Below are 23,416 nucleotides of genomic sequence, written 5' to 3' on the forward strand. Positions count from 1 at the left end.
GGCCCGTGATGTCCACGATTTCATCTGTCCTGGTGGCGAACCGCGGCGAGATCGCCTGCCGCATCTTCCGCACCTGCCATGACCTGGGCGTCCGCACCGTCGCCGTGCACTCGGACGCCGATGCGAACGCGCTCCACGCGCGTGTCGCCGATGCCGCCGTACGTCTGGAGGGGTCGGCGCCCGCCGACACCTACCTGCGCGGCGACCTGATCGTGAAGGCCGCCCTCGCCTCCGGCGCCGACGCCGTGCACCCCGGCTACGGCTTCCTGTCCGAGAACGCCGGCTTCGCGCGCGCCGTGCTCGACGCGGGCCTGGTGTGGATCGGGCCGCCGCCCGAGGCGATCGAGGCGATGGCCTCCAAGACCCACGCGAAGAAGCTGATGGGTCTGGAGCCGCTCGCGTCCGTGACCCAGGACGACCTCCCGGTCCTGGTGAAGGCGGCGGCCGGCGGCGGCGGCCGGGGCATGCGGGTGGTACGGCATCTGGACGACCTGGAGGCCGAACTCACGGCCGCGCGCGCCGAGGCGCTCAGCGCCTTCGGCGACGACGAGGTCTTCGTCGAGCCGTACGTCGAGGGCGGACGCCATGTCGAGGTGCAGGTCCTCGCCGACACGCACGGCACGGTGTGGGTGCTGGGCACCCGCGACTGCACGCTCCAGCGCCGCCATCAGAAGGTGATCGAGGAGGCGCCCGCCCCGGGACTGACCCCCGAACTCACCGAGTCCCTCTGCTCGATGGCGGAGCGCGCCGCGCGCGCCGTCGACTACGTGGGCGCGGGAACCGTGGAGTTCCTGGTCGCGAACGGCAACGCGCACTTCCTGGAGATGAACACCCGGCTCCAGGTCGAACACCCGGTCACCGAGGCGGTGTTCGGCATCGACCTGGTGGCCCTCCAGATCCGGGTGGCGGAGGGCGAGGCCCTGGAGTCCGAGCCGCCGCGCGCCCGCGGCCACGCCGTCGAGGCCCGCCTCTACGCCGAGGACCCGTCGCGCGACTGGGCCCCGCAGACCGGCACCCTGCACCGCCTGGCCGTACCCGGCGTACGCCTGGACTCGGGATACGCCGACGGCGACGCGATAGGCGTCCACTACGACTCCATGCTCGCCAAGGCGGTCGCCCACGCGGCCACCCGTGCGGAGGCGGTCCGGGGACTGGCGGGCGCGCTGGAGCGGGCGGCCATCCACGGCCCGGCGACCAACCGTGACCTGCTCGTACGGTCCCTGCGCCACGAGGAGTTCACCTCCGCCCGCATGGACACGGGCTTCTACGAACGCCACCTGACCGCCCTGACCGGCTCCGCTCCCGACCCCTACGCCCCGTTGGCCGCCGCCCTCGCGGACGCGCACGGCCGCTCACGGTTCGGCGGCTGGCGCAACCTCGCCTCGCAGGAGCAGGCCAAGCGCTACCTCATGGCGGGGGAGGAGCACGAGGCCCGCTACCGGCACACGCGCGAGGGCCTCGCCGCGGACGGAGTGGTCGTGGTCCACGCGGACGCGCAGCTGGTGATCCTCGAACTGGACGGCGTGAGGCGGAAGTTCGAGGTCGTACGGTACGGCGACCAGCTCTACGTCGGCCCGACGCCCCTGACCGCCCTGCCCCGCTTCCACGAACCCACGGCCGACCACGCCCCCGGCTCCCTGCTGGCCCCGATGCCCGGAACGGTCGTACGCATCGCCGACGGCCTGGAGCCCGGAGCCGCGGTCCGCGCCGGGGAACCCCTGCTGTGGCTGGAAGCAATGAAGATGGAACACAAGATCACCGCCCCAGCCACAGGAACCCTGACCACCCTCCACGCCACCCCGGGCCAACAGGTGGAGGTAGGCACGCTCCTGGCAGTAGTGGACGCCGCCGAAGCCCCCCGATAGGAACCTAGAAGGGTGCGCGGGGAACTGCGCAAACCCCCCATGCACCCGCAGATCACAACGCACGCAAGCGACCTCGCCAGGGGCGCGGGGAACTGCGCAAATCCCCCGACGCGCCCGCAGAACACGACGCACGCAAGCGACCTCGCCAGGGGCGCGGGGAACTGCGCAAAACCCCCGACGCCCCCGCAGGGACACCGCGCCACCAACCCGAAGCAACTCGCCCACGGGAGAAACCCATGACCGTCATCGAGACAGACGAACACAAGGCTCTCCGCTCAGCCGTAGCCGCCCTGGGCAAACGCTACGGCCGCGAGTACCTCACCGCCGCCATCAGGGAAGGCCGCCACCCCGACGAACTCTGGTCGGACGCAGCCAAGCTCGGCTACCTGGGCGTCAACCTTCCGGAGGAATACGGCGGCGGAGGCGGCGGCATAGCCGAACTCTCCATCGTCCTCGAAGAGCTGGGCACCGCAGGCAGCCCCCTGCTCATGATGATCGTGTCGCCCGCGATCTGCGGCACGGTCATCTCCCGCTTCGGCACCGAGGAGCAGAAGCGGGCCTGGCTCCCCGGCCTCGCCGACGGCACCCGCACCATGGCCTTCGGTATCACCGAGCCCGACGCCGGTTCCAACTCCCACCGCATCACCACCACCGCCCGCCGCGAGGGCGGCGACTGGATCCTGAACGGCCGCAAGGTGTTCGTATCCGGCGTCGACATCGCCGACGCCACCCTCATCGTCGGCCGCGCCGAGGACGCCCGCACCGGAAAGCTCAAGCCCTGTCTGTTCATCGTCCCCCGGGACGCGCCCGGATTCGGGCGGCGGCAGATCGACATGGAACTGACCAGCGCCGAGAAGCAGTTCGAGCTGACGATCGACGACGTACGGCTCCCCGCCGACGCGCTGGTCGGCGACGAGGACGCGGGTCTGCTCCAGCTGTTCGCGGGCCTCAATCCCGAGCGCATCATGACCGCCGCCTTCGCGATCGGCATGGGCCGCTTCGCGCTCGCCCGTGCCGTCGAGTACGCGCGCGAGCGTGCCGTCTGGAAGACGCCCATCGGCGCCCACCAGGCCATCGCCCACCCGCTCGCGCAGTCGCACATCGAGCTCGAACTGGCCCGCCTGATGATGCAGAAGGCGGCTTACCTCTACGACTCGGGGGACGACATCGGCGCCGGCGAGGCGGCCAACATGGCCAAGTACGCGGCGGGCGAAGCCTGTGTGAAGGCCGTCGACCAGGCCGTGCACACCCTCGGCGGCAACGGCCTCACGCGCGAGTTCGGCATCGCCTCGCTCATCGCGGGCGCGCGCGTGGCTCGCATCGCGCCGGTCAGCCGGGAGATGATTCTCAACTACGTCTCCCATCAGACCCTGGGCCTGCCCAAGTCGTACTGATCCACGGCGGCCCGGCGGCCGAACGGGAACCGCGTCGCAGCCGTAGAGAGCCGTACAGCGCCGTACGAGGAGGAACCGTGTTCCGAAGCCAGTACGCAGACGTCCCGGCCGTCGATCTCCCCATCCACGAGGCAGTGCTCGGCCGGGCCGCCGAGTTCGGGGAGACGCCCGCCCTGATCGACGGGGTGGACGGCACCACTCTCACGTACGAACAGCTCGACCGGTTCCACCGGCGGCTCGCCGCGGCCTTCGCCGAGGCAGGGGTGAGCAAGGGCGACGTCCTCGCCCTGCACAGCCCCAACACGGTCGCCTTCCCGCTCGCCTTCTACGCCGCCACGCGAGCGGGTGCGTCGGTCACGACCGTGCACCCGCTCGCCACGGCCGAGGAGTTCGCGAAGCAGCTGCGCGACTCGGGGGCACGCTGGATCGTCACCGTGTCACCGTTCCTGGAAACGGCGCGCACCGCCGCCGAGAAGGCGGGCGGCATCCAGGAGATCTTCCTGTGCGACAGCGCGCCGGGACACCGCTCCCTGCTCGACATGCTGGGCTCGGCCGCGCCCGAACCCCGGGTGGAGATCGACCCGGCGAACGACATCGCGGCCCTGCCGTACTCCTCCGGGACCACCGGCATACCCAAGGGCGTGATGCTCACCCACCGGTCCATCGCCACCAATCTCGCGCAGCTCGAACCCCTGGTGCCCAACGCCCCGGGTGAACGCATCCTCGCCGTACTGCCGTTCTTCCACATCTACGGGCTCACCGCCCTCATGAACGCACCCCTCAGGCTCGGCGCCACAGTCGTCGTCCTGCCCCGCTTCGAGCTGGAGACGTTCCTCGAGGCCATCGAGAAGCACCGCATCACCGCCCTGTACGTGGCCCCGCCGATCGTCCTCGCCCTCGCCAAGCACCCGGCCGTCGAGGGGTACGACCTGTCGTCCCTGAGGTACGTCCTCTCCGCCGCCGCCCCTCTGGACGCCGGGCTCGCGGCGGCCTGCTCGCGCCGGCTCGGGCTGCCGCCGGTCGGCCAGGCCTACGGCATGACCGAACTGTCCCCCGGCACCCATGTGGTCCCGCTCGGCGCCGAGAACCCGCCCCCGGGCACGGTCGGCAAACTCATCGCGGGCACCGAGATGCGCATCCTCTCCCTGGAAGACCCCGCGAAGGACCTGGGCGTCGGCGAGCCCGGAGAGATCGCCATCCGCGGCCCGCAGGTGATGAGGGGCTACCTCGGACAGCCCGGCGCGACCGACGCGATGATCGACCAGGACGGCTGGCTGCACACCGGCGACGTCGGTCACGTCGACGCCGACGGCTGGCTGTTCGTCGTCGACCGCGTCAAGGAACTCATCAAGTACAAGGGCTTCCAGGTGGCACCCGCCGAACTGGAGGCACTCCTGCTCACCCATCCGAAGATCACGGACGCCGCCGTCGTCGGTGTCTACAACGACGAGGGCAACGAGATACCGCACGCCTTCGTGGTCCGCCGGCCGGACGCGGACGACCTGTCCGAGGGGGAGGTGATGATGTACGTCGCCGAGCGCGTCGCCCCCTACAAACGTGTCCGCGCCGTCACCTTCATCGACGCCGTGCCGCGCGCCGCCAGCGGAAAGATCCTCCGCCGACAGCTCAGGGAGCGCCCATGACCAGCCTCGTACGAACCGCGCACGAGCGCGGCCTCACCACCCTCACCCTCGACTCGCCCGCCAACCGCAACGCCCTGTCGGCGGCGCTGCTCGGCGATCTGTCACAGGCGTTGACCGCCGTCGCCAAGGACGAGGACGTTCGGGCCGTCGTCCTCACCCACACCGGGAACACCTTCTGCGCGGGGGCCGACCTGCGCGATCCGCCGGACACCCGGGCGATGGTCGGAGTGCTGCGGCAGATCGTGGAACTGCCCCGGCCCGTCGTCGCCCGGGTGACCGGACACGTGCGGGCGGGTGGTCTCGGACTGCTGGGCGCCTGCGACATCGCGGCGGCCTCCGCCGCCGCCACCTTCGCCCTCACCGAGGTACGCATCGGGGTCACCCCCGCCGTCATCTCCCTGACTCTGCTGCCGCGCACCGACCCGCGCGCCATCGCCCGCTACTACCTCAGCGGTGAGCGGTTCGACGCTGCCGAGGCCGTACGCACCGGGCTGCTCACCGCGTCCGGCGACGACGTGGACGAGGTGCTGGAGCCCGTGCTCGACGGACTGCGCAGGGCGGAACCCCAGGCCCTGGCCGAGACGAAGCGCCTGCTCACGGTTAGGGTGCTGGAGACCTTCGACCGGGACGCGGCCGACCTGGCCGCGCTCTCGGCTCGGCTGTTCTCCTCCCCGCAGGCCCGCGAGGGGATGACGGCCTTCCTCGAACGACGGGACCCGGAGTGGGTGGTGTGAGCACGGTCGACCGCGTGCCCAAGCAGGACCGCAGCCGGGCGACCCGGCAGCGACTCCTGGAAGCCGCCGTGGCCTGCCTCGCCGAACACGGCTGGGCGGGCTCCACGGTGCAGGTCGTCGCGGAACGCGCGGGCGTCTCCCGGGGGGCCGCCCAGCACCACTTCCCCACCCGGGAGGACCTGTTCACGGCGGCCGTCGAATACGTCGCCGATCAGCGCTCCACGGCCCTGCGGGCGCTGTTCCCGCAGGGCCCGGCCGACCGCCGGGCCGTGGTCGCGGCCCTCGTGGACCTGTACACGGGGCCCCTGTTCCGCGCCGCCCTGCACCTGTGGGTGGCCGCCTCGAACGAGGAGCAGCTGCGCCCGCGCGTGACGGAACTCGAGGCGCGCGTCGGCCGGGAGACGCATCGCATCGCCGTCGACCTGCTCGGCGCCGACGAATCCCGCCCCGGCGCACGCGAAACGGTCCAGGGCCTGCTCGACATGGCCCGCGGCCTGGGCCTGGCGAACCTGCTCACCGACGACAGGGCCCGCCGTAAGCGGGTGGTGGCCCAGTGGGCGGCGCTGCTGGACGAGGCGCTGGGCTGAGAGCGGCCCGAGCCGGGACGTGAACCGGGACACATCCCAACCGGATGCCACGGACCCGCAGTATCCTTCCCTCATGCTTCCGATGCTCGTTCGACGCCGCCACGTGGACTACGTGCGCGTCACGAGCATGGGCTGTCGGCGCTCTGCCTGACCCAGCCCCTCACGTTCTTCTTCCACTTTCCCGTGGCACCAGGGGCTCCGCCCCACCCTCGGCGGCAGCCCGTGCCCCCGTACACCCGCGGACGCGTCCCATGACGAACCTGTTGAACCAGGCACATCTGTCGAACACGGCAAACCCGGCAAACCGGTCTGCCCCGTCGTACGACCAGCTCCCCATCATCGACCTCTCCGCAGCCGACCGCGGCCCCCAGGCCCGGGCACTCCTGCACGCGCAGTTGCACGGCGCCGCCCATGACGTGGGCTTCTTCCAGCTTGTGGGCCATGGCGTGCCCCAGGCCGAGACCGACGCCCTGCTGGGCGTCATGCACGCGTTCTTCGCCCTCCCCGAAGCCGACCGCCTCGCCCTCGACAACGTCCGCTCGCCCCACTTCCGCGGCTACACCCGCACCGGCGACGAACGCACCCAGGGCGCCCGTGACTGGCGCGACCAGCTCGACATAGGCGCGGAACGCCCCGCCCGCACACCCGGCCCGGGGGAGCCCGCCTACTGGTGGCTCGAGGGCCCCAATCAGTGGCCCGCCGCCCTGCCCGGGCTGCGCACGGCCGCGCTCGCCTGGATCGAGCGGCTCAGCGGGGTCGCAGGCCGGCTCCTGCACGAACTGCTCACCGCCATCGGCGCGTCCGCCGACTTCTACGACCCGGTCTTCGGCGACCGGGCCCACCCGCACCTCAAGCTGGTGCGCTACCCCGGCAGCGCCGGCGACGGCGCCGACCAGGGCGTGGGCGCGCACAAGGACTACGGCTTCCTGACCCTGCTGCTCCAGGACCGGGTCGGCGGACTCCAGGTGCAGCGCGAGGACGGGCTCTTCCACGACGTGCCGCCCCTGGAGGGCGCCTTCGTCGTCAATCTGGGCGAACTCCTGGAGGTGGCGACCAACGGCTACCTGATCGCCACCAATCACCGCGTCGTCAGCCCGCCCGGCGCCACGGAACGCTTCTCCGTCCCGTTCTTCTACAACCCGCGCCTCGACGCCCGAGTCCAGCCCCTCCCATTCCCCCACGCCTCCACGGCCCCCGGCATCACCCGGGACCCGGCCAATCCCCTGTTCGCCGAGTACGGCTACAACGAACTGAAGGGCAAGCTGCGAGCCCATCCCCTGGCAGCGGAACGCCACCACACGGACCTGCTGACAGCGGCATGAAGGGCGGAGCCCGGAAAGAGTGGTCTCCGCCGCGCGTGCGCGAAATCCCGCCACGCCCCCGGAAGGACACCGTCGAATTCAAGATCTAGTCCGCCGAACCGCAGCGTTGACGGCGTTCGCGTGCGAGGCTGTGGCGGGAGGCATATGACCGGAGAGCTCTTGGCCGGACGGTGACAGCGATGTCATCCGGGCGCGGAGAGGGTGGGAGTATGTGCCGCAGACAGGGGAAGAGCCCCGGCACCTTGGGTGCCGGGGCCTGTCCTCCCCTGTTCCGACCCGGAGCCCCGAGCTCTCAGGGTCGTCCCCCTCGGACCGTTTTTCCCCGAGCGGTCCGCCTCCCGCTGAAGATCTCCCCACGGAATCGGCAGCCAATCCTGGAGGAAGGTCACTCAAAGGTGGGGTGTTGTCCCGAAAAGGCGCATTTTCGAATAGCCATTCGATAGCGTCGTGGCGACACGAGCACATGCAGCAGGACGACAGCGGTAGCCGGAGCAGGGGGGTGCCAGGACGATGGTGCGGCGCATCGACGTGACCGGGGCGGGCGGCGTACGGCTCGCCGCCTGGGAGTTCGCCGATCCTCCCAAGCCCGGCGAGAACGAGCGGGCGCCGGGAGTGCTGTTACTGCACGGGCTCATGGGGCGCGCCTCCCACTGGGCGCCCACGGCCCGCCGGCTCTCCGGGCGGCATCGCGTGGTCGCCCTGGACCAGCGCGGCCACGGCCAGAGCGACAAGCCGCCCGAAGGGGAGTACACGCGCGAGGCCTACGTCGACGACGCCGAGGCGGCCCTGGAGCAGCTGGGCCTCGCCCCGGCGGTTCTCATCGGCCACGCCATGGGTGCCCTGACCGCCTGGCAGCTCGCCGCCAAACGCCCCGATCTGGTGAGCGGACTCGTCATCTGCGACATGCGGGCGTCCGCGCTCGGCGCCGCCTCGCAGCGCGAGTGGGAGAGCTGGTTCAGGTCCTGGCCCCTGCCTTTCGCCACGCTCGCCGACGTACGGAAGTGGTTCGGCGAGGACGACCCCTGGGTGGAGCGCCCGAACCCGGCGCGCGGCGCGTTCTACGCCGAGGTCATGACCGAGGCCGAGGACGGCTGGCGGCCCGTCTTCGAACCGGAGCAGATGCTGAAGTCCCGCCAGACCTGGGTCTACGACGCGCACTGGGAGGAGCTCGCGCAGGTGCGGTGCCCGGCCCTGGTCGTCCGCGGCCTGGACGGCGAGCTGGGCCGCGCGGAGGCCCAGGAGATGGTGCGCGTCCTGCCGCACGGCCGGTACGCCGAGGTCGCCGACGCGGGCCATCTCGTCCACTACGACCAGCCCGAGGCCTGGCGGGCGGCGATCGAGCCGTTCCTGGACGGTGTGCTCACGCCCTGACCCGGAACGCGGACCCGGACGGGGGCGCGGACGGGGCGCGGACTCGGAAAAAAGTAGTTGATTGCCTTCCAGGGGGTTCCTAAGGTGTGGATTACACGAGAAGGGAGGTGGTTCGGCAGATGTATGAGAACCGGACGCGTGAGGTGGCTGCGGGCTAGCGGCCCGGCACCCCACCAAGTGCGGTGCCGGACCAGCGCGCGATCGTGTGCGCAGCCGGCCCAATCCCAAGCAGTCACCCGACCCGCGAGTTCGCCGGCACGTCCGGCCGGCTCCCCGCCGTCAGGCGGAGGAACCGAACTCGCGGGTCGTCTGCGTCTGTACGGTCAGGGACTCAGGCGCTCCACCCGCCATGAACCGTCCGGCTCCGCGGTGTAGTAAAGACGGTCGTGGAGGCGGTTCTCGCGGCCCTGCCAGAACTCGACCGTCTGAGGGATCACACGGAAGCCGCCCCAGTTCGGCGGGACCGGGACAAGGGTGCCCTCTGGATAGCGTGCACTCAGCTCCTCGTAGGCGAGTTCGAGCTCCGTGCGGGAGCTGATCACCGAGGACTGGGCGCTGGCCCAGGCGCCGAGCTGGGAGCCGTGCGGGCGGCTGCGGAAGTAGGCGGCAGTCTCGTCGCGGCCGGTCCGGCGGACGGTACCCGTGACGATCACCTGGCGGGCCATCGGGTGCCACGGGAAGAGCAGTGCGACCTGGGGGTTCGCCGTCAGTTCCCGGGCCTTGCGGGAGTCGTAGTTGGTGTAGAAGACGAAGCCCTCTGTGTCGTACTGCTTCAGCAGGACCGTGCGTGAGCTGGGCCGGCCCTCCGCGTCCACCGTGGAGACGACCATCGCGTTCGGCTCGTAGATCATCCCCGCGATGGACGCCTGGGCCGCCTGCTTGAACCAGACGGCGAACTGGTCCATGGGGTGGGCCGAGAGCGAGGCCTCATCGAGCCCTTCGGCGCGGTAGTGCGCCCGCATCTCGGCGGGGTCGTGGGCCAGGTCCTCGGCCGGGCCCCGGGCCGCGCGTTCGACGATGGGTTCGATTTTCGGCTCCGCGGCGGAGGCCGGAGACTCGGCTGCGGATTCGGGTGCGGGTTCGTCCGGGTAGCGGTCGGTCACGTCGTCATCTTGCCGTATGCCGCTGGCACTTCGGGTGGGTGTGGTACATCACTGAGTGGCACTGAGTGCCGCATGCTCTCCCCAAAGGTGGCACTCGGGGATATCGTGCAGTTGCCGTTCGGAGTGGATGAGCGCCGACCGATCGGGGCATCACCCGGGTGACCGCTACGGACCGCGAGCCTTTCACCTGCGCCGGCCCGTGGACGGGGTCGGCGGGACCCCACAGACCACATCCGCCGCACACATCACGAGTCACTAGGAGCCGCCTGATGTCCGATTTCGTACCCGGACTCGAGGGAGTCATCGCGTTCGAGACGGAGATCGCCGAGCCGGACAAGGAGGGCGGCGCTCTGCGGTACCGGGGCGTCGACATCGAGGAACTGGTGGGCCATGTCTCGTTCGGCAACGTCTGGGGACTGCTGGTCGACGGCGCCTTCAACCCCGGACTGCCGCCCGCCGAGCCGTTCCCGATCCCGGTCCACTCCGGTGACATCCGGGTCGACGTGCAGTCGGCGCTGGCCATGCTGGCTCCGGTATGGGGACTGAAACCGCTCCTGGACATCGACGTCGAGCAGGCCCGTGAGGACCTGGCGCGCGCGGCCGTCATGGCGCTGTCGTACGTCGCCCAGTCGGCCCGCGGCCAGGGTCTGCCGATGGTGCCGCAGCGGGAGATCGACAAGGCGCAGTCCATCGTGGAGCGATTCATGATCCGCTGGCGGGGCGAGCCGGACCCGAAGCATGTCGCGGCCGTGGACGCCTACTGGACGTCGGCCGCCGAGCACGGCATGAACGCGTCCACCTTCACGGCCCGCGTCATCGCGTCCACCGGCGCGGACGTGGCCGCGGCGCTGTCGGGTGCCGTGGGCGCCATGTCCGGGCCGCTGCACGGCGGCGCGCCCTCGCGTGTGCTCGGCATGATCGAGGAGATCGAGCGCACCGGCGACGCGCAGGCGTATGTGAAGCGGGCGCTCGACCAGGGCGAGCGGCTGATGGGCTTCGGGCACCGGGTGTACCGCGCCGAGGACCCGCGGGCGCGCGTGCTCCGCCGTACGGCCCGTGAGCTCGGCGCCCCGCGTTTCGAGATCGCGGAGGCGCTGGAGAAGGCGGCCCTCGAGGAACTGCACAACCGGCGTCCTGACCGTGTGCTGGCCACGAACGTGGAGTTCTGGGCCGCGATCATCCTGGACTTCGCGGAGGTCCCGGCGCACATGTTCACGTCGATGTTCACCTGTGCCCGTACGGCGGGGTGGTCGGCGCACATTCTCGAGCAGAAGCGCACGGGCCGACTGGTGCGGCCTTCGGCCCGGTACGTCGGGCCTGGGACTCGTAGCGTGCGGGACATCGAGGGATACGGAACCATCGCCCACTGAGGGCCCATCGCACCCCCCCCCGCACAGTTCCCCGCGCCCCGCCCAGGGACGCGGGGAACTGCGCAAAAATCCCCCACGCGGCTCCGCAGGTGACGACGTACGGGAGCGCCCCGGACGGGGGCGCGGGGATCTGCGCAAAACCTCACGTGGCTCCGCAGGTGACGACGTACGGGAGCGCCCCGGACGGGGGCGCGGGGAACTGCGCAAAATCCCACCCGGCCCCCGCAGGGAACGACGCACGGGAGCCCCCGGACAGGGGCGCGGGGAACTGCGCACCCCAACACCCCGCACCCCCACCCCACCCCAAGCGGAGCGCTACCGCTTGGCCACGAACACGTGCGACGCGATCTCCGCCTCCAGCTCCGCCGCCTCCCCACCGCTTCCGACCAGCACCCCGCCCGGCGACTCCGTCACGCTGACCACCGAGCCGGGCTGTACGCCCGCCCGCCGCAGCGTGTACATCAGCTGCGCATCCGTCTGGATGGGCTCCCCGATCCGCCGCACGACCACGGTCTTGCCGTCCGCGCCCGCGTCCAGCTCGGCCAGCGACACCATGCCCTCGTCCAGGAAGGGGTCCGCGCCGTCCTTCTCGCCCAGCTCCTCGAGGCCCGGGATGGGGTTCCCGTACGGCGACTCGGTGGGGTGGCGCAGCAGTTCGAGGACGCGGCGCTCGACCGCCTCGCTCATCACGTGCTCCCAGCGGCACGCCTCCGCGTGCACCTGCTCCCACTCAAGGCCGATCACATCGACCAGCAGACACTCGGCCAGGCGGTGCTTGCGCATCACGCGGGTGGCGAGGCGGCGGCCCTCGTCCGTCAGTTCCAGGTGGCGGTCCGTGGCGACCGACACCAGACCGTCGCGCTCCATACGCGCCACCGTCTGGCTGACCGTCGGCCCGCTCTGGTCGAGCCGCTCCGCGATCCGGGCGCGCATGGGGACCACGCCTTCCTCCTCCAGCTCGAGGATGGTGCGGAGATACATCTCCGTGGTGTCGATCAGTCCGGACATACGTGCCCCTCGATGAGATCTGCCGAAGGCTCGACGGCCCGCCGGCGTGTGCGCTGGCCCTGCAGTCAATTCTGACGCATGCGACCGACAACCGGGGAGCGACGCCAGAAGCGGATGGCGTCCCACTGGTCCAGACCGCTCCGCGCACCGTAACGTGATCGCCTGTCACCCCGAGACTGCGAAGGGACGCCGCCGAGATGAGCGAGGAGCCGAGCCGGGAACCGCGCGGCGGAAGCGGGAGCGAGACGGCGGCGGGCGAACCGGCGGCGGGCGACCTGGCCGGTCGGTTCTTCGACGCGGCGATCGGCCTGCTGCGGCGGGTGCGCGACGAGGACGCGGGGCCGATCGCCGAGGCCGGCACCCTGATCGCGGAGACCGTCGTCGCCGGCGGCCGGCTGTTCGCCTTCGGCGCCGGGCACTCCTCGCTGGCCGCGCAGGACCTCGTCTACCGCGCGGGCGGCCTCGCCCTGATGAACCTGCTCACGGTCCCCGGCGTGGTCGGTGTCGACGTCATGCCCGCGACCCTCGGCTCCGCGCTGGAGCGGGTCGACGGACTGGCCGGAGCGGTCCTCGACTCCAGCCCGCTCAGGTCCGGGGACCTGCTGGTGATCATCTCCCTGTCCGGCCGCAACGCGCTCCCCGTGGAGATGGCGATGAAGGCCCGCGCTCTCGGTGTCAAGGTCATCGGGGTGACCTCGGTGGCCTACGCCTCACAGACGAAGCCGCGGAACTCCTCCGGCACCTACCTCAAGGACCACTGCGACATCGTCCTCGACTCGAAGATCGCGGTCGGCGACGCGGAACTCAGTCTCGACACCATCCCCGCCCCCTTCGCCCCCGCCTCCACCGTCGTCACCTCGGCCCTGCTCCAGGCGGTCATGGCGACGGCCGCGGGCGTACTCGCGGACCGCGGCGTCGAACCGCCGCTGCTCAGGTCGGGCAACGTCGACGGCGGCCATGAATGGAACAGCCAGGTGATGCGGGAGTACCGCGACCGCATCTTCTACCGCCAGGCGTAGTGACGACGCTCCGTCCGCCCCGTACGCGCCCAGGGTCTTTCCCAACCTGACGGCACCCCCGCGGGCGTCTGGATCAGGCCGCCCCTAGGTCCCCGCCCGGCCGTCCACCGCCCCGGCCAGGTCCAGCGCCGCGGCGATCCGTACCGCGACATCCTCCCCGTACACCGCGTCGGCCCGTTCGAACCGGCTGCGTCCGGCCCCGCGCAGGAACGTCACCACGCCCAGCGTCCTGCCCCGGCTGCGCAGCACCGTGCACAGCGCGTGCACCGCGTCCGCGGGCCACTGCCGGGACAGCGCCCACTCGCTCGCCCGCTCCGGGCCGACGTCGCCCGCCGCGGCCCGTACGGACCCGGCACGCGCCATGCACTGCAGGGCCGGATGCCCCCCGGCGTACCGCACGGGCAGTCCCGCTTTGCCGGCGAGCATGCTGGGGCCCGGCGCGCCGGACGGCGTCTCGACGGCCCGTACCAATCGCACCGGACCGTCCCCGTCCGCCACCGGACCGCCCGCCACCCGGTCGATCAGCGCGTGGTCGGCGAACCCGGCGAGCGCGAAGTCCAGATGGATGGTGGCCGCCTCACCCGGGTCCTCGCACTCGGCCGCCGCCCGCGCCGCGCGGTGCAGTTGGTTGGAGCGGAAGCGCAGCAGGGCCGCGTCCTGCTCGGACTGCTTGGCCTCGGTGATGTCCTGGAACAGCCAGCCCACGCCCAGCGGAACCGGCTCCTCCGCGAGCGGTGACGACAGCCGCAGAAATCCGCTGCGCCAGCAGCGCCGCCTCTCGCCCTCCGCGGACCGCACGCTCACCCAGATCTCGGCGGGCGCGGGCGGGGCGCCCTCGGCGAGCACATGGGTCAGCGCGCTCTCCAGCTCCTCCACCCCCTGGGAGAGCAGGTCACCAAGGGGCCGTCCGAGCACGGCCGTACGGCCGGTGCCGAGCGCGCGGGCGGCGTAGGCGTTGACGACGGCCGGCCGCAGATCCGCGTCGACCAGCAGGACTCCCCAGCTCGCGTCCTCGAACAGGGCCTCGCTCAGCGCGATGGAACGCTCCAGGTCGATCTGCGCGTGGACCTCGCTGAAGGCGCAGTACACCCCGGCGGGTTTCCCGTCGGGCCCCCGCACCGCGGCGGACTGGGTCCTGACGAGCACCCGCCCGCCGTCCTTGGTCACCAGCGCGAACTCGTGCACCTGCCGGCCGGGCGCGCCCATCGCGGACATCAGCCGCGTCTCGACCTCCGCCGCGTCGGCGGGCCGCACCGCCCAGTCGGCGAACCCTCGCCGCCCCACCGCCTCGGCCGGGGACCAGCCGAGGATCCGCTCGGCCTCCCGGTTCCAGTGGGTGACGACTCCGGTGGCGTCGAAGGCGCACAGGGCCGCGTCCATGCCGTCCAGAAGCGCGGCGAGAAGATCCGAGCCGTCCCGGTCGGGCTCGCCCGGCCCCAGCTCGTCCGTCGTCCCCTTAGGCCGGAAAGCACTCACCTGGACCCCCTGCAGGCTGCCGCGTCCGCGTGTACAGCGCGTTCGTCCGCTCACTCGTCTTCATTCAACTGGAACGTGACTCAGCCCACATCTGCTTCGGGGAAGTTCGGAGGACTTTGGAGGAAATCGTTGCTCAGCGAGTACTCACCCCTTGCTGACCGCCGTCAGGATCTCCGGCAGCCGACGTGCCGTCCGCGGCGCCGCGAGCCGCAGGCCGAGCAGGGCGATCAGCGCCCCGTACACGGCGCCCGACGGCAGGAGCAGCCAGGCCCACTCCTCGCCGCCCGCGGAGACGTTCAGCCAGATGGCCGCGGCGATCATCGGCGCGGACAGCAGGGCTGCGGCGACCATGCCGCCGAAGACGGAGATCCAGGCGAGCCCCGCCTGCCCCGGGACGACGTTCTTGTACCCCTCCTGCGGGATGGAGTACGGGAAGCGGGCCGAGGCCCAGGCGCCCGTGGCCAGCATCGCGCCGAGCAGCGCGAAGGACAGCCCGAGCACCTCGGGCAGCTTGGCCCAGACGCCGAGCAGCGCGGCCGTCACGGTGGTCACGAGGGTGGCGTACGGCAGCGTGATGAGCAGCAGGGCCAGCGCCCGGCCGCGCAGTTCGGCGTAGGCGTCCCGCGGCGAGGAGATCGTCGTCGCGACCATCCAGAACGCGGACGTGTCCTGCCCGAACTGGTTGTACATCTGGATGCCGAGCATCCCGGCGGCGAAACAGGCGAAGTAGACGGAGCCGGTGCCCTGGAGGGCGTTGAAGACCGGGATGATGAGCCCGATCGCGAGCGAGGTCACCCAGGCCGCCCTGGTCTTGGGGTCGCGCCACACATAGCGGAGGCTGCGCTCCATCACGGTGCCCGTGCGGCCCGCCGGCAGCAGCCGGGACAGGCCCGTCGAGGCGCCGCGCTCCCGGGCGCCCGGGTCGGCGGCATTGAGCGTGGACTGGTCGGGAGAGGTCATCAGCTTCGTCAGGGTGCGCGACCACAGGACCAGCAGCCCTGCCAGGGCCGCGGCGCTGAGCGCGAGCTGGGCGGCGGCGATGCCGTAGCAGCCTCGGCTCGCGGAGTCCACGGCGCCGATCGCGGAGCCGGGCGGGACCCAGCGCACCACGTCGGCCACCGGGTCGAGCCGGGACAGGCCCCCGGCCGACCCCAGCCGCTGAGCCCCGAAGTTGACGAGCTGCGCGCCGATCGCGATGAGGAGCCCGCTCAGTACGGCCAGATCGCGGCCCTTGCGGCTGGACAGCAGCTGGATGTTCGCGGCGGCCACGGCCCGGGCGAGCGCCACGCAGACGAGCAGCGCGAGGAGGACGGCGACAACGGCGGTGACGTACGCGACCGCCCCGTGCGCCAGGGAGATCACCGAACCGGTGAACAGGCAGAGCGTGAACAGGGGCCCGATGCCCACCAGGGAGGCCGCCAGCAGGGCCCGCACGAGGGGCTGGGGGCGCAGCGGCAGCATGACCAGACGGGTCGGGTCGAGCGTCTCGTCCCCGCTGGGGAAGAACAGCGGCATCACCGCCCAGCCGAGGGCCAGGATCTCGACCAGCAGGACCGTGATGGTGGCGGCGTGCGTGGTGCCCCGCAGGGCGATGAGGCCGATCAGCTGCAGCGCGGCGACCAGGAGTACGAGGACGACGGAGGTGATGTAGGCGGCCCGTCTCCCGGCGGACTGCCGCAGCCCGTTGCGCAGCAGGGACAGCTTGAGGCGTACGACGGTCGGGGTGACGCCCGCGGTGCTCATCGGGCGCCGCCCCCGAGCCAGTCGAGGTCGGCGTTCGCGGTGCGGCCGTGCGCGCCGACCAGTTCGAGGAACGCCTGCTGGAGGGTGGGGGCGTCGCCGCGTACGTCGGCGAGCGGGCCATGGGCGCGGATGCGTCCCGCGGCCATGACCGCCACCCAGTCGCAGAGCGACTCCACGAGTTCCATGACGTGGGAGGAGAACACCACGGTGGCGCCCGAGGCGGTGTACCGCTCCAGTACGCCGCGGATGGTCTGCGCGGACACCGGGTCCACACCTTCGAACGGCTCGTCCAGGAAGAGGACTTCGGGATTGTGGAGCAGGGCTGCGGCGAGCCCGATCTTCTTGCGCATGCCGGTCGAGTAGTCGACCACGAGCTTGTGCTGGGACCCGGCCAGGTCGAGGACATCGAGGAGCTGGGTGGCCCGCTTGTCGACCTCGGAGCCGGGCAGTCCGCGCAATCTGCCGGTGTAGGCGAGGAGTTCGCGCCCCGAGAGGCGTTCGAAGAGGCGCAGTCCCTCCGGCAGCACACCGATGCGGGCCTTCACCTCGACCGGGTCCCGCCATACGTCGTGGCCTACGACCTCCACGGTGCCCTGATCGGGTCTGAGCAGCCCGGTGATCATGGAAAGGGTGGTGGTCTTCCCCGCCCCGTTCGGCCCGACGAGCCCGATGAACCGGCCTGCCGGGAGCGCCAGATCGATGCCTGCGACGGCGATCTGCTCCCCGAACCGCTTCCAGAGCCCCTGCACCCGTACGGCGGGCGTACCCGCCTCAGCCCTCTCGGTCATATGAGCACCCTAGTGACCTGCGGTCCGCTACGGGGCGGGGGTGCCCGGACCGGTGCGTCGCGCGGGGTGGCCGACCGGTGCCGCCCGCTGCCCCGGCCATGACGGGCGGACGGCGGGCGGACACGGCCGCATGGTTGCTCTCCTGCCTACCGGTCCCTGCCGCAGGCGTACGACAAGGGGGAGATCAGCTCCTCCGCGTCCGGCAGCCAGCGGTTGGCGGGGGTGGGGCGGCGGGCCCACTGGACGGCGCCCCGGGAGCCGTAGCGCGTGGGCGGGGCGGCCACGTACGCGCCCTCGCCCAGGGCGGTGAGGTCGAGGGAGGAAGGTGACCACCCCAGGCCCCGAACCAGGCTGGGCACCTTCAACGACGCGCCGGGCAGGACGAAGAAGAGCATGCGCCGGTCCGGCGTCACCGTCACGGGACCGAGCGTCAGTTCCATCCGCTCCATGCGCGCCAGCGCGAGGAAGCCGGCGCTCTCCGGTACGTCGATCGCGTCGAAGGTGCGCCCCGTGGGCAGCAGGATCGACGCGTTCGGCTGCCGGGCCCACATGCGGCGCGTGACGGTCGCGCTGCCGGTCGCCTGGGTCGCCCAGTCGTCGCGTGCCGGGTGCGCGCCGGGCAGCGGGCACGCGGACAGTCCGCAGGAGCAGCGGAGCACCCCGTCGGCGGCTTCCAGCCAGGTCCCGGGGAACACCTCCCAGTGGCGTTCCTCGGCATAACGTACGGCCGATTCCAGCAGCGAGTCGCCGCGTTGCTTCGGGATATGGGCAGTTTCAGGGCTCGCGATGGTCTCTTCCACGATGAACTCAACTCTAGCCGTCACGGGGGGTTACGCCCGCACTTGCGGGGGCTTCCCCCGGTCCGCGAATCGGGTTTCGGGCCTGCCCTTTTCATCCCGCATGCGCCGGGGAGGAGCACCGGTACGACGCGTGGGGCGCATGGGTGCACGGCCGGGGGCGCGCGCGGGGAACGACAGCGGGGGCTGGGTAGCCACGGGGGGTACGGCCGGGGTGCGACCGGGGTGCGGCATCAGTCTTTACTCCGGCAATCCTCGCATGTCTCGCATCAGAGGCATGTCCGCTGGGCATCGATCTTCAAGGCCGGATCCTCGCGGTGCACGAGAGAAGCGTTCCCGTGAGTCCGGCCACTGAAGTACGTCAACGCTGAAGAACGTCATCGCTGAAGGCACGGTGCGTGCGCAGGCACCGCAGGCATACGGCGCGTGGGCCGACGGGGCGCCCCGGAGGCGAGCGCGCCATGAAGCAGGGGGTACGCCATGGCCGCGAGGCCACTTGTCGCGCGACAGCCGAACGAACGGCTGCAGGCGCTCATTCAGGAAGCGGGCTGCTCGAACGCGGGACTCGCCCGCCGGGTCAACATGTGCGGTGCGGAACACGGCCTCGATCTGCGCTACGACAAGACGTCGGTGGCCCGCTGGCTGCGCGGACAGCAGCCGAGGGGCCGGGCCCCGGCGATCATCGCCGAGGCGCTCGGCCGCAAGCTGGGGCGCACGGTCACGATCGACGAGATCGGCATGGCCAACGGCAAGAACCTCGCCTCGGGCGTGGGGCTCCAGTTCTCGCCGACGGTACTCGGAGCCATCGAGCAGGTCTGCGAGCTGTGGCGCAGCGATGTCGGCCGCCGGGACTTCCTGTCCGGTTCCTCGGTCGCCGCCTCGGCACTGGTCGAACCGAGCCGTGACTGGCTGATCTCGGGGCCGGACGCGCAGGTCGCGCGCTCGGCGGGACCACGGGTCGGGCCCTCGGACGTGGCCGCGGTGCGCGCGATGACCCAGGCACTGGTCGACCTGGACCACCAGTTCGGCAGCGGCCATGTGCGGCCGGTCGTCGTGCACTACCTCAACAGCGTCGTGTCGGGGCTGCTCGCGGGCTCGTACCGGGACGTCGTGGGGCGCGAACTGTTCGCGGCCGTCGCGCGGTTGACCGAACTCGCCGGATACATGGCGATCGACACCGGGCAGCCCGGCCTCGCCCAGCGGTACTACATCCAGGCGCTGCGCCTGGCTCAGGCGGCGGGCGACCGCGGATACGGCGGCTATGTGCTCGCCGCCTCCATGAGTCATCTCGCGGCGCAGCTGGGAAACCCGCGCGAGATCGCGCAGCTGGCGCGGGCGGCCCAGGAAGGAGCGCGGGGGAGAGTGACGCCGCGCGCGGAGGCGATGTTCCACGCGGCCGAGGCACGCGGCCATGCCCTGATGGGGGATGTGCGCGCCGCCCAGTTCTCCTCGGGGCGCGCGGTCGCGGCACTGGAGGCGGCCGACGCGGCGTCCGGGGACGACCCGGCGTGGATCGCCCACTTCGACCACGCGTACCTGGCGGACGAACTGGCGCACTGCCACCGGGACCTCGGGCAGGCGGAGGCGGCGGCCCGGTGCGCCGAGGAGTCCCTCGCCGGGCACCCCGAGTCCCGGGTCCGGCGCAGGGCGATCGGCTATGTGCTGCTCGCCACCGCGCAGGTGCAGCGGCGCGAGGTGGAGCAGGCGTGCCACACCGGTCTGAAGGCCGTGGACCTGCTCGGCACGCTGAGGTCCAATCGTGGCGCCGAGTACCTGGAGGACTTCCAGCAGCGGCTGGAGCCGTTCCGGGAGGAGTCGGTGGTGCGGGAGTTCGGCGCGCGGCTGGACCTGTCCGCGGCGGCGTAGGCCGAAGACGGGACCGGGGTGTCTTTCAGCACTCCTTACTGATCACCCGTACAGGAGTGAAGGAGTGGTGAACGGCTGGTGAGCGAAGGAAGGACGGCCTGGGGGCGGCATAAACAGCGTCGTGCGCCGAGGATCTGTTACGACGGTCACATGGGTGCGAGGTCACGCCCTGTGCTGCATGGCATGGGACTCGGGGGACCCGGTAGCGTGAGCCGACGATTCCGAAGGTCCCCCATTCGTAGGAGTCCCGGTGACGCAGAGTGGACAGGGCGAAGAGCCCTCGGCGCGGCCCGCGCGAGAAGGCATCGTGCTGCCTTCCGACGGTGGCGAGCCCCTGCTGCCGGGCCGGTCCGGCGGAGTGAACGGCTCCTCGCATCCGGCGGGCGAACAGACATGGGGCCGGCCCTGGGGCCCCGGGCAATCGGCCCAGGCACAGCCGCCTGCCCAGGCACAGCCGCCCGCCCAGACCTGGGGCGGCGACGCGGGGCAGCAGTGGGGCGCACCCCAGCAGCCCGCCTCGGCACCCGCACAGGAGTGGGGCGGCGCGCAGGCACAGCCGTCCTGGGAGTCCTCGGACACGCCCTCCGGCTGGAGCGGGGCTCCCGGTTCCGGGGGCGCACACGCCCATGCGCCGGGGGCGCAGCCCATGCCGCAGGCCACGCATGCGGCACCCCTGCCGCCCGCCGCCGACGAAGGCGCGACGCAGTACATCCCGCCGGTCGCCGCCGCGGACGAGGGCGCGACGCAGTACATCCCGCCGGTGGCGCCGGGCGCGCTGCCGCCGGAGGTACCGGCGGACGACTCCACGCGTTATCTCGGACGGGCCGTGGGGACCCCGGCCGCCGGCCTGCTGCCGCATGCCGCCGGCCCCGACGCCCAGGCCACGCAGTTCTTGCCCCCGGTGACCGGACAGTCCGGCCCGGCGCCGTACGGCATGGCGCAGGGCGCGCCCGGAGGCGACCGGCACACCCCGGCGGAGTTCGACAACCTCTTCCGTCATGACGCGGCGGCCGGCCATGACTCCACCCAGCATCTGCCGCGGATCGACGCGCCGGGCATGCCGGGCGGCCCCGGGGCGGGGCCGGCCGTAGGGTACGACGACGACGGAGGCGGCCGGACCCGCTCGAAGATCCCCCTCATAGCAGCCGCCGGGGTGGGCATCATCGTCCTCGGCATCGGAGCGGGCGCCCTGCTCAGCGGCGGCGGTACCGACGGCAAGAGCGACAACAGCAAGAACGTCTCTGCTACCGGCCCGGCCGCGAAGGCCTCGACACCGGGTTCCAGCGACCCCGCCAAGCAGCAGGCCATCGCGCTCGACAAGCTTCTCGCCGACAGCGGCAACAGCCGCGACTCGGTGATCAACGCGGTCGCCGAGGTCAAGTCCTGCAAGAACCTCGGCCAGGCGGCCACCGACCTCCGCAACGCCGCGACACAGCGCAGCGGCCTCGTCGACCGGCTGTCCGCGCTCGGCGTCGACCAGCTCCCCTCCCACAGCGAGCTGACCACCGCGCTCACCAACGCATGGCGGGCGTCCGCCTCCGCCGACACCCACTACGCGGCGTGGGCCGACCAGGTCTCGGGCAACAAGAGGGCGTGCCACAAGGGCCACGCCCGCACCACGCCGCAGGCCGCGGAGGGCAACCGGGCCAGCGGTACGGCCAGCGGCGAGAAAACGAAGGCCGCGCGTCTGTGGAACGCCATCGCCCAGAAGTACGGCCTCACCCAACGCCAGCCGACCCAGCTGTAACCCGAGTTCCCCGCGCCCCTATGGGGGGTACTTCGATGTATCGGCACGTGCGGGTCCGTCGTGGCTTGTCGCGCAGTTCCCCGCGCCCCTATCCGGGCGCGAAGCCAACCACGACGCACCCGCGGGAGAACCGATAGGGGGCGCGGGGAAGTGCGCGACAAGCCACAACAGACCCGCGGGCGACGACGCACCTGATAAGGGGCGCGGGGAACTGCGCAAAAACCCGCACCGCCCCCGCAGGGAACACGCTCAGCCCGTCGTCGTGCTCTCCAGCGTCTTGGACACGTTCACAAACCCCTTGCGTGCAGCAACAAGCTGCCCACCCCGCACGACCTGGAAGGTCACATCCGAGTTGATCAGCCGGGGATAGTCGACCACAGCGGTCAGATCCTGGAACCGCCAGCGCAGGGGCGGCGTCAGCCCACCGGTGTCGACCTGGAGGCCGTTGTCGAGCGAGTCGCGGATCGTGCGCGCGGACACCTCACCGCCCCCGAGCGAGTCGACGACCTTCTTCAGCACGGTGTAGGCGATCCACGTCGTCTGCACTCCCGCGTCCGCCGGATCGATCCGGTTGTCGCCGAAGGCCTCCTTGCTGATGACCTTCTTCATCGGATCCCAGCGCGGGTCCGACGCCGCCGGGTACCAGCTGGTGACGTACGCGCCCTCGTACGGGCCCGAGGCGCCGCCCGACGTGTCGACGACCGACTGGTCGACGCTGCCCAGCACGGAGGCGGTGCGCACCGCCGGGTAGTCCTGGCTCAGACGGCGGAAGGAGTCCATGAACGTACCGGTGCGCTCGTCGAGCGCAGGCACCACGCACCCCTTCTGCAGCGGGTTCTTGGTCGCGCTCCGCAGCGCCTGCTGGGCCTGGGGGTCGAACGCGGTGGCGTCCTCGGCGGCGCGCACATCGGCGGCCGACGTGTGGCCGCCCGCCTTGAGCCCGGAGTTGAGCAGCACGGGAAGCTCGTCGCCGGCGACGGTGTCAGGACGCACCAGCGAGACGGGACCGCAGGTCTTGCCCAGCTCCTCGCCGAGTCCGGCGAGCAGCGCGGGCTGACCGCCGTTGACGGGGTAGGAGAGCACGCTCTTGAACTCGTCGTCGGTCAGGCCGTAGCCGCCGATGAACGGTATCCCGGCCGACTCCAGCGGGGAGATGAAGGAGCTCGCGTACTGGCTGTAGGAGCCGACGACCGCGACGGCCTTCTCCTTGACGGCGAGCCGGGCACATTTCGCGGCTTCGATGTAGTCGTTCTGGTCGTTGCAGGTCAGCACGTTGAGCTTGCGGCCGCCCAGGCCGCCGTTCGCGTTGATCCAGCGCGCGTACGCCTTCGCCATCGCCGGCACGCCGGGTTCGTTGTTGGCGGAGGTGTTCTCGGGCGCCCAGGTCATGACGGTGATGGCGTCGTCCGAGGAGTCACCGGAGACACCGGGGATCACCCCGCAGGCGACGGTGAGGGACGAGCACGCCACCAGGACGCCCGCGGACAGCAGCGCGCTTCTGACGCGGCGGCTCATGCCACCGCGGCCTGATGAGCCGGAAACCCGGGGGCGGATGGAGGAGGTACTGGTGCTGCGTCGCCTGC

18 protein-coding genes are annotated in these 23,416 nt (G+C 71.6%); 11 read left to right on the forward strand and 7 right to left on the reverse strand.

All coding sequences use genetic code 11. The features are described from left to right. The first annotated feature begins 8 nt into the window (after window positions 1-8). The 7 genes from ABZ845_RS12890 (at window position 9) to ABZ845_RS12920 (ending at window position 8,916) form a co-directional block, all read left to right on the forward strand. Window positions 9-1,865: a biotin carboxylase N-terminal domain-containing protein gene (locus tag ABZ845_RS12890; protein WP_360977245.1), complete on the forward strand. Its 1,857-nt coding sequence runs from the start codon at window positions 9-11 to the stop codon at window positions 1,863-1,865. Window positions 1,866-2,101: 236 nt separating this feature from the next. Next, window positions 2,102-3,259, forward strand: coding sequence for an acyl-CoA dehydrogenase family protein (locus ABZ845_RS12895; protein WP_360977248.1), 1,158 nt, complete (start codon window positions 2,102-2,104; stop codon window positions 3,257-3,259). Window positions 3,260-3,336: 77 nt separating this feature from the next. Beyond that, complete coding sequence (locus ABZ845_RS12900; RefSeq protein ID WP_360977251.1) at window positions 3,337-4,902, forward strand: 4-coumarate--CoA ligase family protein; 1,566 nt, start codon at window positions 3,337-3,339, stop codon at window positions 4,900-4,902. Further along, a complete protein-coding gene (locus ABZ845_RS12905) occupies window positions 4,899-5,636 on the forward strand; it encodes an enoyl-CoA hydratase family protein (RefSeq protein ID WP_360977254.1) in 738 nt (245 codons plus the stop codon). The genes ABZ845_RS12900 and ABZ845_RS12905 overlap by 4 nt, the downstream gene beginning before the upstream one ends. Beyond that, entirely contained in the window at window positions 5,624-6,223 is a 600-nt protein-coding gene (locus tag ABZ845_RS12910; protein WP_360977257.1) for a TetR/AcrR family transcriptional regulator, read from the forward strand. The genes ABZ845_RS12905 and ABZ845_RS12910 overlap by 13 nt, the downstream gene beginning before the upstream one ends. A gap of 251 nt (window positions 6,224-6,474) precedes the next feature. After that, complete coding sequence (locus tag ABZ845_RS12915) at window positions 6,475-7,545, forward strand: 2-oxoglutarate and iron-dependent oxygenase domain-containing protein (RefSeq protein WP_360977260.1); 1,071 nt, start codon at window positions 6,475-6,477, stop codon at window positions 7,543-7,545. Window positions 7,546-8,055: 510 nt separating this feature from the next. Then, window positions 8,056-8,916, forward strand: a complete 861-nt coding sequence (locus ABZ845_RS12920) for an alpha/beta hydrolase (protein ID WP_360977263.1) — start codon at window positions 8,056-8,058, stop codon at window positions 8,914-8,916. A 323-nt stretch (window positions 8,917-9,239) separates the two neighbouring features. On the opposite strand, the gene pdxH is transcribed toward ABZ845_RS12920, so the two are convergent. Next, complete coding sequence (gene pdxH / locus ABZ845_RS12925) at window positions 9,240-9,878, reverse strand: pyridoxamine 5'-phosphate oxidase (protein ID WP_360977508.1); 639 nt, start codon at window positions 9,876-9,878, stop codon at window positions 9,240-9,242. Window positions 9,879-10,288: 410 nt separating this feature from the next. Between pdxH and ABZ845_RS12930 the strand changes: the two genes are divergently transcribed. Then, entirely contained in the window at window positions 10,289-11,389 is a 1,101-nt protein-coding gene (locus ABZ845_RS12930) for a citrate synthase 2 (RefSeq protein ID WP_360977265.1), read from the forward strand. Window positions 11,390-11,704: 315 nt separating this feature from the next. Here the strand turns inward: ABZ845_RS12930 and ABZ845_RS12935 are convergent, their stop codons facing one another. Further along, a complete protein-coding gene (locus ABZ845_RS12935; protein WP_360977268.1) occupies window positions 11,705-12,397 on the reverse strand; it encodes a metal-dependent transcriptional regulator in 693 nt (230 codons plus the stop codon). 197 nt (window positions 12,398-12,594) lie between these two features. Between ABZ845_RS12935 and ABZ845_RS12940 the strand changes: the two genes are divergently transcribed. Next, on the forward strand, window positions 12,595-13,416 hold the full coding sequence (locus ABZ845_RS12940; RefSeq protein ID WP_360977271.1) for an SIS domain-containing protein: 822 nt from the start codon (window positions 12,595-12,597) through the stop codon (window positions 13,414-13,416). An 84-nt stretch (window positions 13,417-13,500) separates the two neighbouring features. On the opposite strand, the gene ABZ845_RS12945 is transcribed toward ABZ845_RS12940, so the two are convergent. From ABZ845_RS12945 to ABZ845_RS12960, 4 genes are all read right to left on the reverse strand, one after another. Continuing rightward, the gene (locus tag ABZ845_RS12945; protein WP_360977274.1) at window positions 13,501-14,892 is read right to left on the reverse strand and encodes a PAS domain-containing protein; all 1,392 of its coding nucleotides are present in this window, start codon (window positions 14,890-14,892) and stop codon (window positions 13,501-13,503) included. Between the two features lie 144 nt (window positions 14,893-15,036). After that, window positions 15,037-16,635, reverse strand: coding sequence for a transporter (locus ABZ845_RS12950; RefSeq protein WP_360977277.1), 1,599 nt, complete (start codon window positions 16,633-16,635; stop codon window positions 15,037-15,039). Next, complete coding sequence (locus ABZ845_RS12955) at window positions 16,632-17,423, reverse strand: ABC transporter ATP-binding protein (protein ID WP_360977280.1); 792 nt, start codon at window positions 17,421-17,423, stop codon at window positions 16,632-16,634. Before ABZ845_RS12955 ends, ABZ845_RS12950 begins: the two co-directional genes overlap by 4 nt. Before the next feature lie 146 nt (window positions 17,424-17,569). After that, window positions 17,570-18,223 carry a bifunctional DNA primase/polymerase gene (locus ABZ845_RS12960; protein WP_360977284.1) on the reverse strand — a complete coding sequence of 218 codons (654 nt, stop codon included), beginning with the start codon at window positions 18,221-18,223 and terminating at the stop codon, window positions 17,570-17,572. A gap of 477 nt (window positions 18,224-18,700) precedes the next feature. On the opposite strand from ABZ845_RS12960, the gene ABZ845_RS12965 reads away from it, so the two are divergent. Both ABZ845_RS12965 and ABZ845_RS12970 read left to right on the forward strand, forming a co-directional pair. Continuing rightward, window positions 18,701-20,086, forward strand: a complete 1,386-nt coding sequence (locus ABZ845_RS12965; RefSeq protein ID WP_360977287.1) for a transcriptional regulator — start codon at window positions 18,701-18,703, stop codon at window positions 20,084-20,086. Window positions 20,087-20,336: 250 nt separating this feature from the next. After that, window positions 20,337-21,833, forward strand: coding sequence for a hypothetical protein (locus ABZ845_RS12970; protein ID WP_360977290.1), 1,497 nt, complete (start codon window positions 20,337-20,339; stop codon window positions 21,831-21,833). A 249-nt stretch (window positions 21,834-22,082) separates the two neighbouring features. Here ABZ845_RS12970 and ABZ845_RS12975 read toward each other — a convergent pair whose 3' ends face one another. After that, entirely contained in the window at window positions 22,083-23,348 is a 1,266-nt protein-coding gene (locus ABZ845_RS12975; RefSeq protein WP_360977293.1) for an ABC transporter substrate-binding protein, read from the reverse strand. Window positions 23,349-23,416: the final 68 nt, after the last annotated feature.

The organism is Streptomyces sp. NPDC047022, assembly GCF_040644155.1.
Lineage (GTDB): Bacteria > Actinomycetota > Actinomycetes > Streptomycetales > Streptomycetaceae > Streptomyces.

What these genes read in the sequence shown, in the direction of transcription:
- ABZ845_RS12905 (WP_360977254.1), top strand. Translation starts at nt 4,899, where the DNA reads ATGACCAGCCTCGTACGAACCGCGCACGAGCGCGGCCTCACCACCCTC.
- ABZ845_RS12965 (WP_360977287.1), top strand. Translation starts at nt 18,701, where the DNA reads ATGGCCGCGAGGCCACTTGTCGCGCGACAGCCGAACGAACGGCTGCAG.
- ABZ845_RS12915 (WP_360977260.1), top strand. Translation starts at nt 6,475, where the DNA reads ATGACGAACCTGTTGAACCAGGCACATCTGTCGAACACGGCAAACCCG.
- ABZ845_RS12930 (WP_360977265.1), top strand. Translation starts at nt 10,289, where the DNA reads ATGTCCGATTTCGTACCCGGACTCGAGGGAGTCATCGCGTTCGAGACG.
- pdxH (WP_360977508.1), bottom strand. Translation starts at nt 9,878, where the DNA reads ATGCGGGCGCACTACCGCGCCGAAGGGCTCGATGAGGCCTCGCTCTCG.
- ABZ845_RS12920 (WP_360977263.1), top strand. Translation starts at nt 8,056, where the DNA reads ATGGTGCGGCGCATCGACGTGACCGGGGCGGGCGGCGTACGGCTCGCC.
- ABZ845_RS12935 (WP_360977268.1), bottom strand. Translation starts at nt 12,397, where the DNA reads ATGTCCGGACTGATCGACACCACGGAGATGTATCTCCGCACCATCCTC.
- ABZ845_RS12975 (WP_360977293.1), bottom strand. Translation starts at nt 23,348, where the DNA reads ATGAGCCGCCGCGTCAGAAGCGCGCTGCTGTCCGCGGGCGTCCTGGTG.
- ABZ845_RS12950 (WP_360977277.1), bottom strand. Translation starts at nt 16,635, where the DNA reads ATGAGCACCGCGGGCGTCACCCCGACCGTCGTACGCCTCAAGCTGTCC.
- ABZ845_RS12895 (WP_360977248.1), top strand. Translation starts at nt 2,102, where the DNA reads ATGACCGTCATCGAGACAGACGAACACAAGGCTCTCCGCTCAGCCGTA.
- ABZ845_RS12890 (WP_360977245.1), top strand. Translation starts at nt 9, where the DNA reads ATGTCCACGATTTCATCTGTCCTGGTGGCGAACCGCGGCGAGATCGCC.
- ABZ845_RS12940 (WP_360977271.1), top strand. Translation starts at nt 12,595, where the DNA reads ATGAGCGAGGAGCCGAGCCGGGAACCGCGCGGCGGAAGCGGGAGCGAG.
- ABZ845_RS12955 (WP_360977280.1), bottom strand. Translation starts at nt 17,423, where the DNA reads ATGACCGAGAGGGCTGAGGCGGGTACGCCCGCCGTACGGGTGCAGGGG.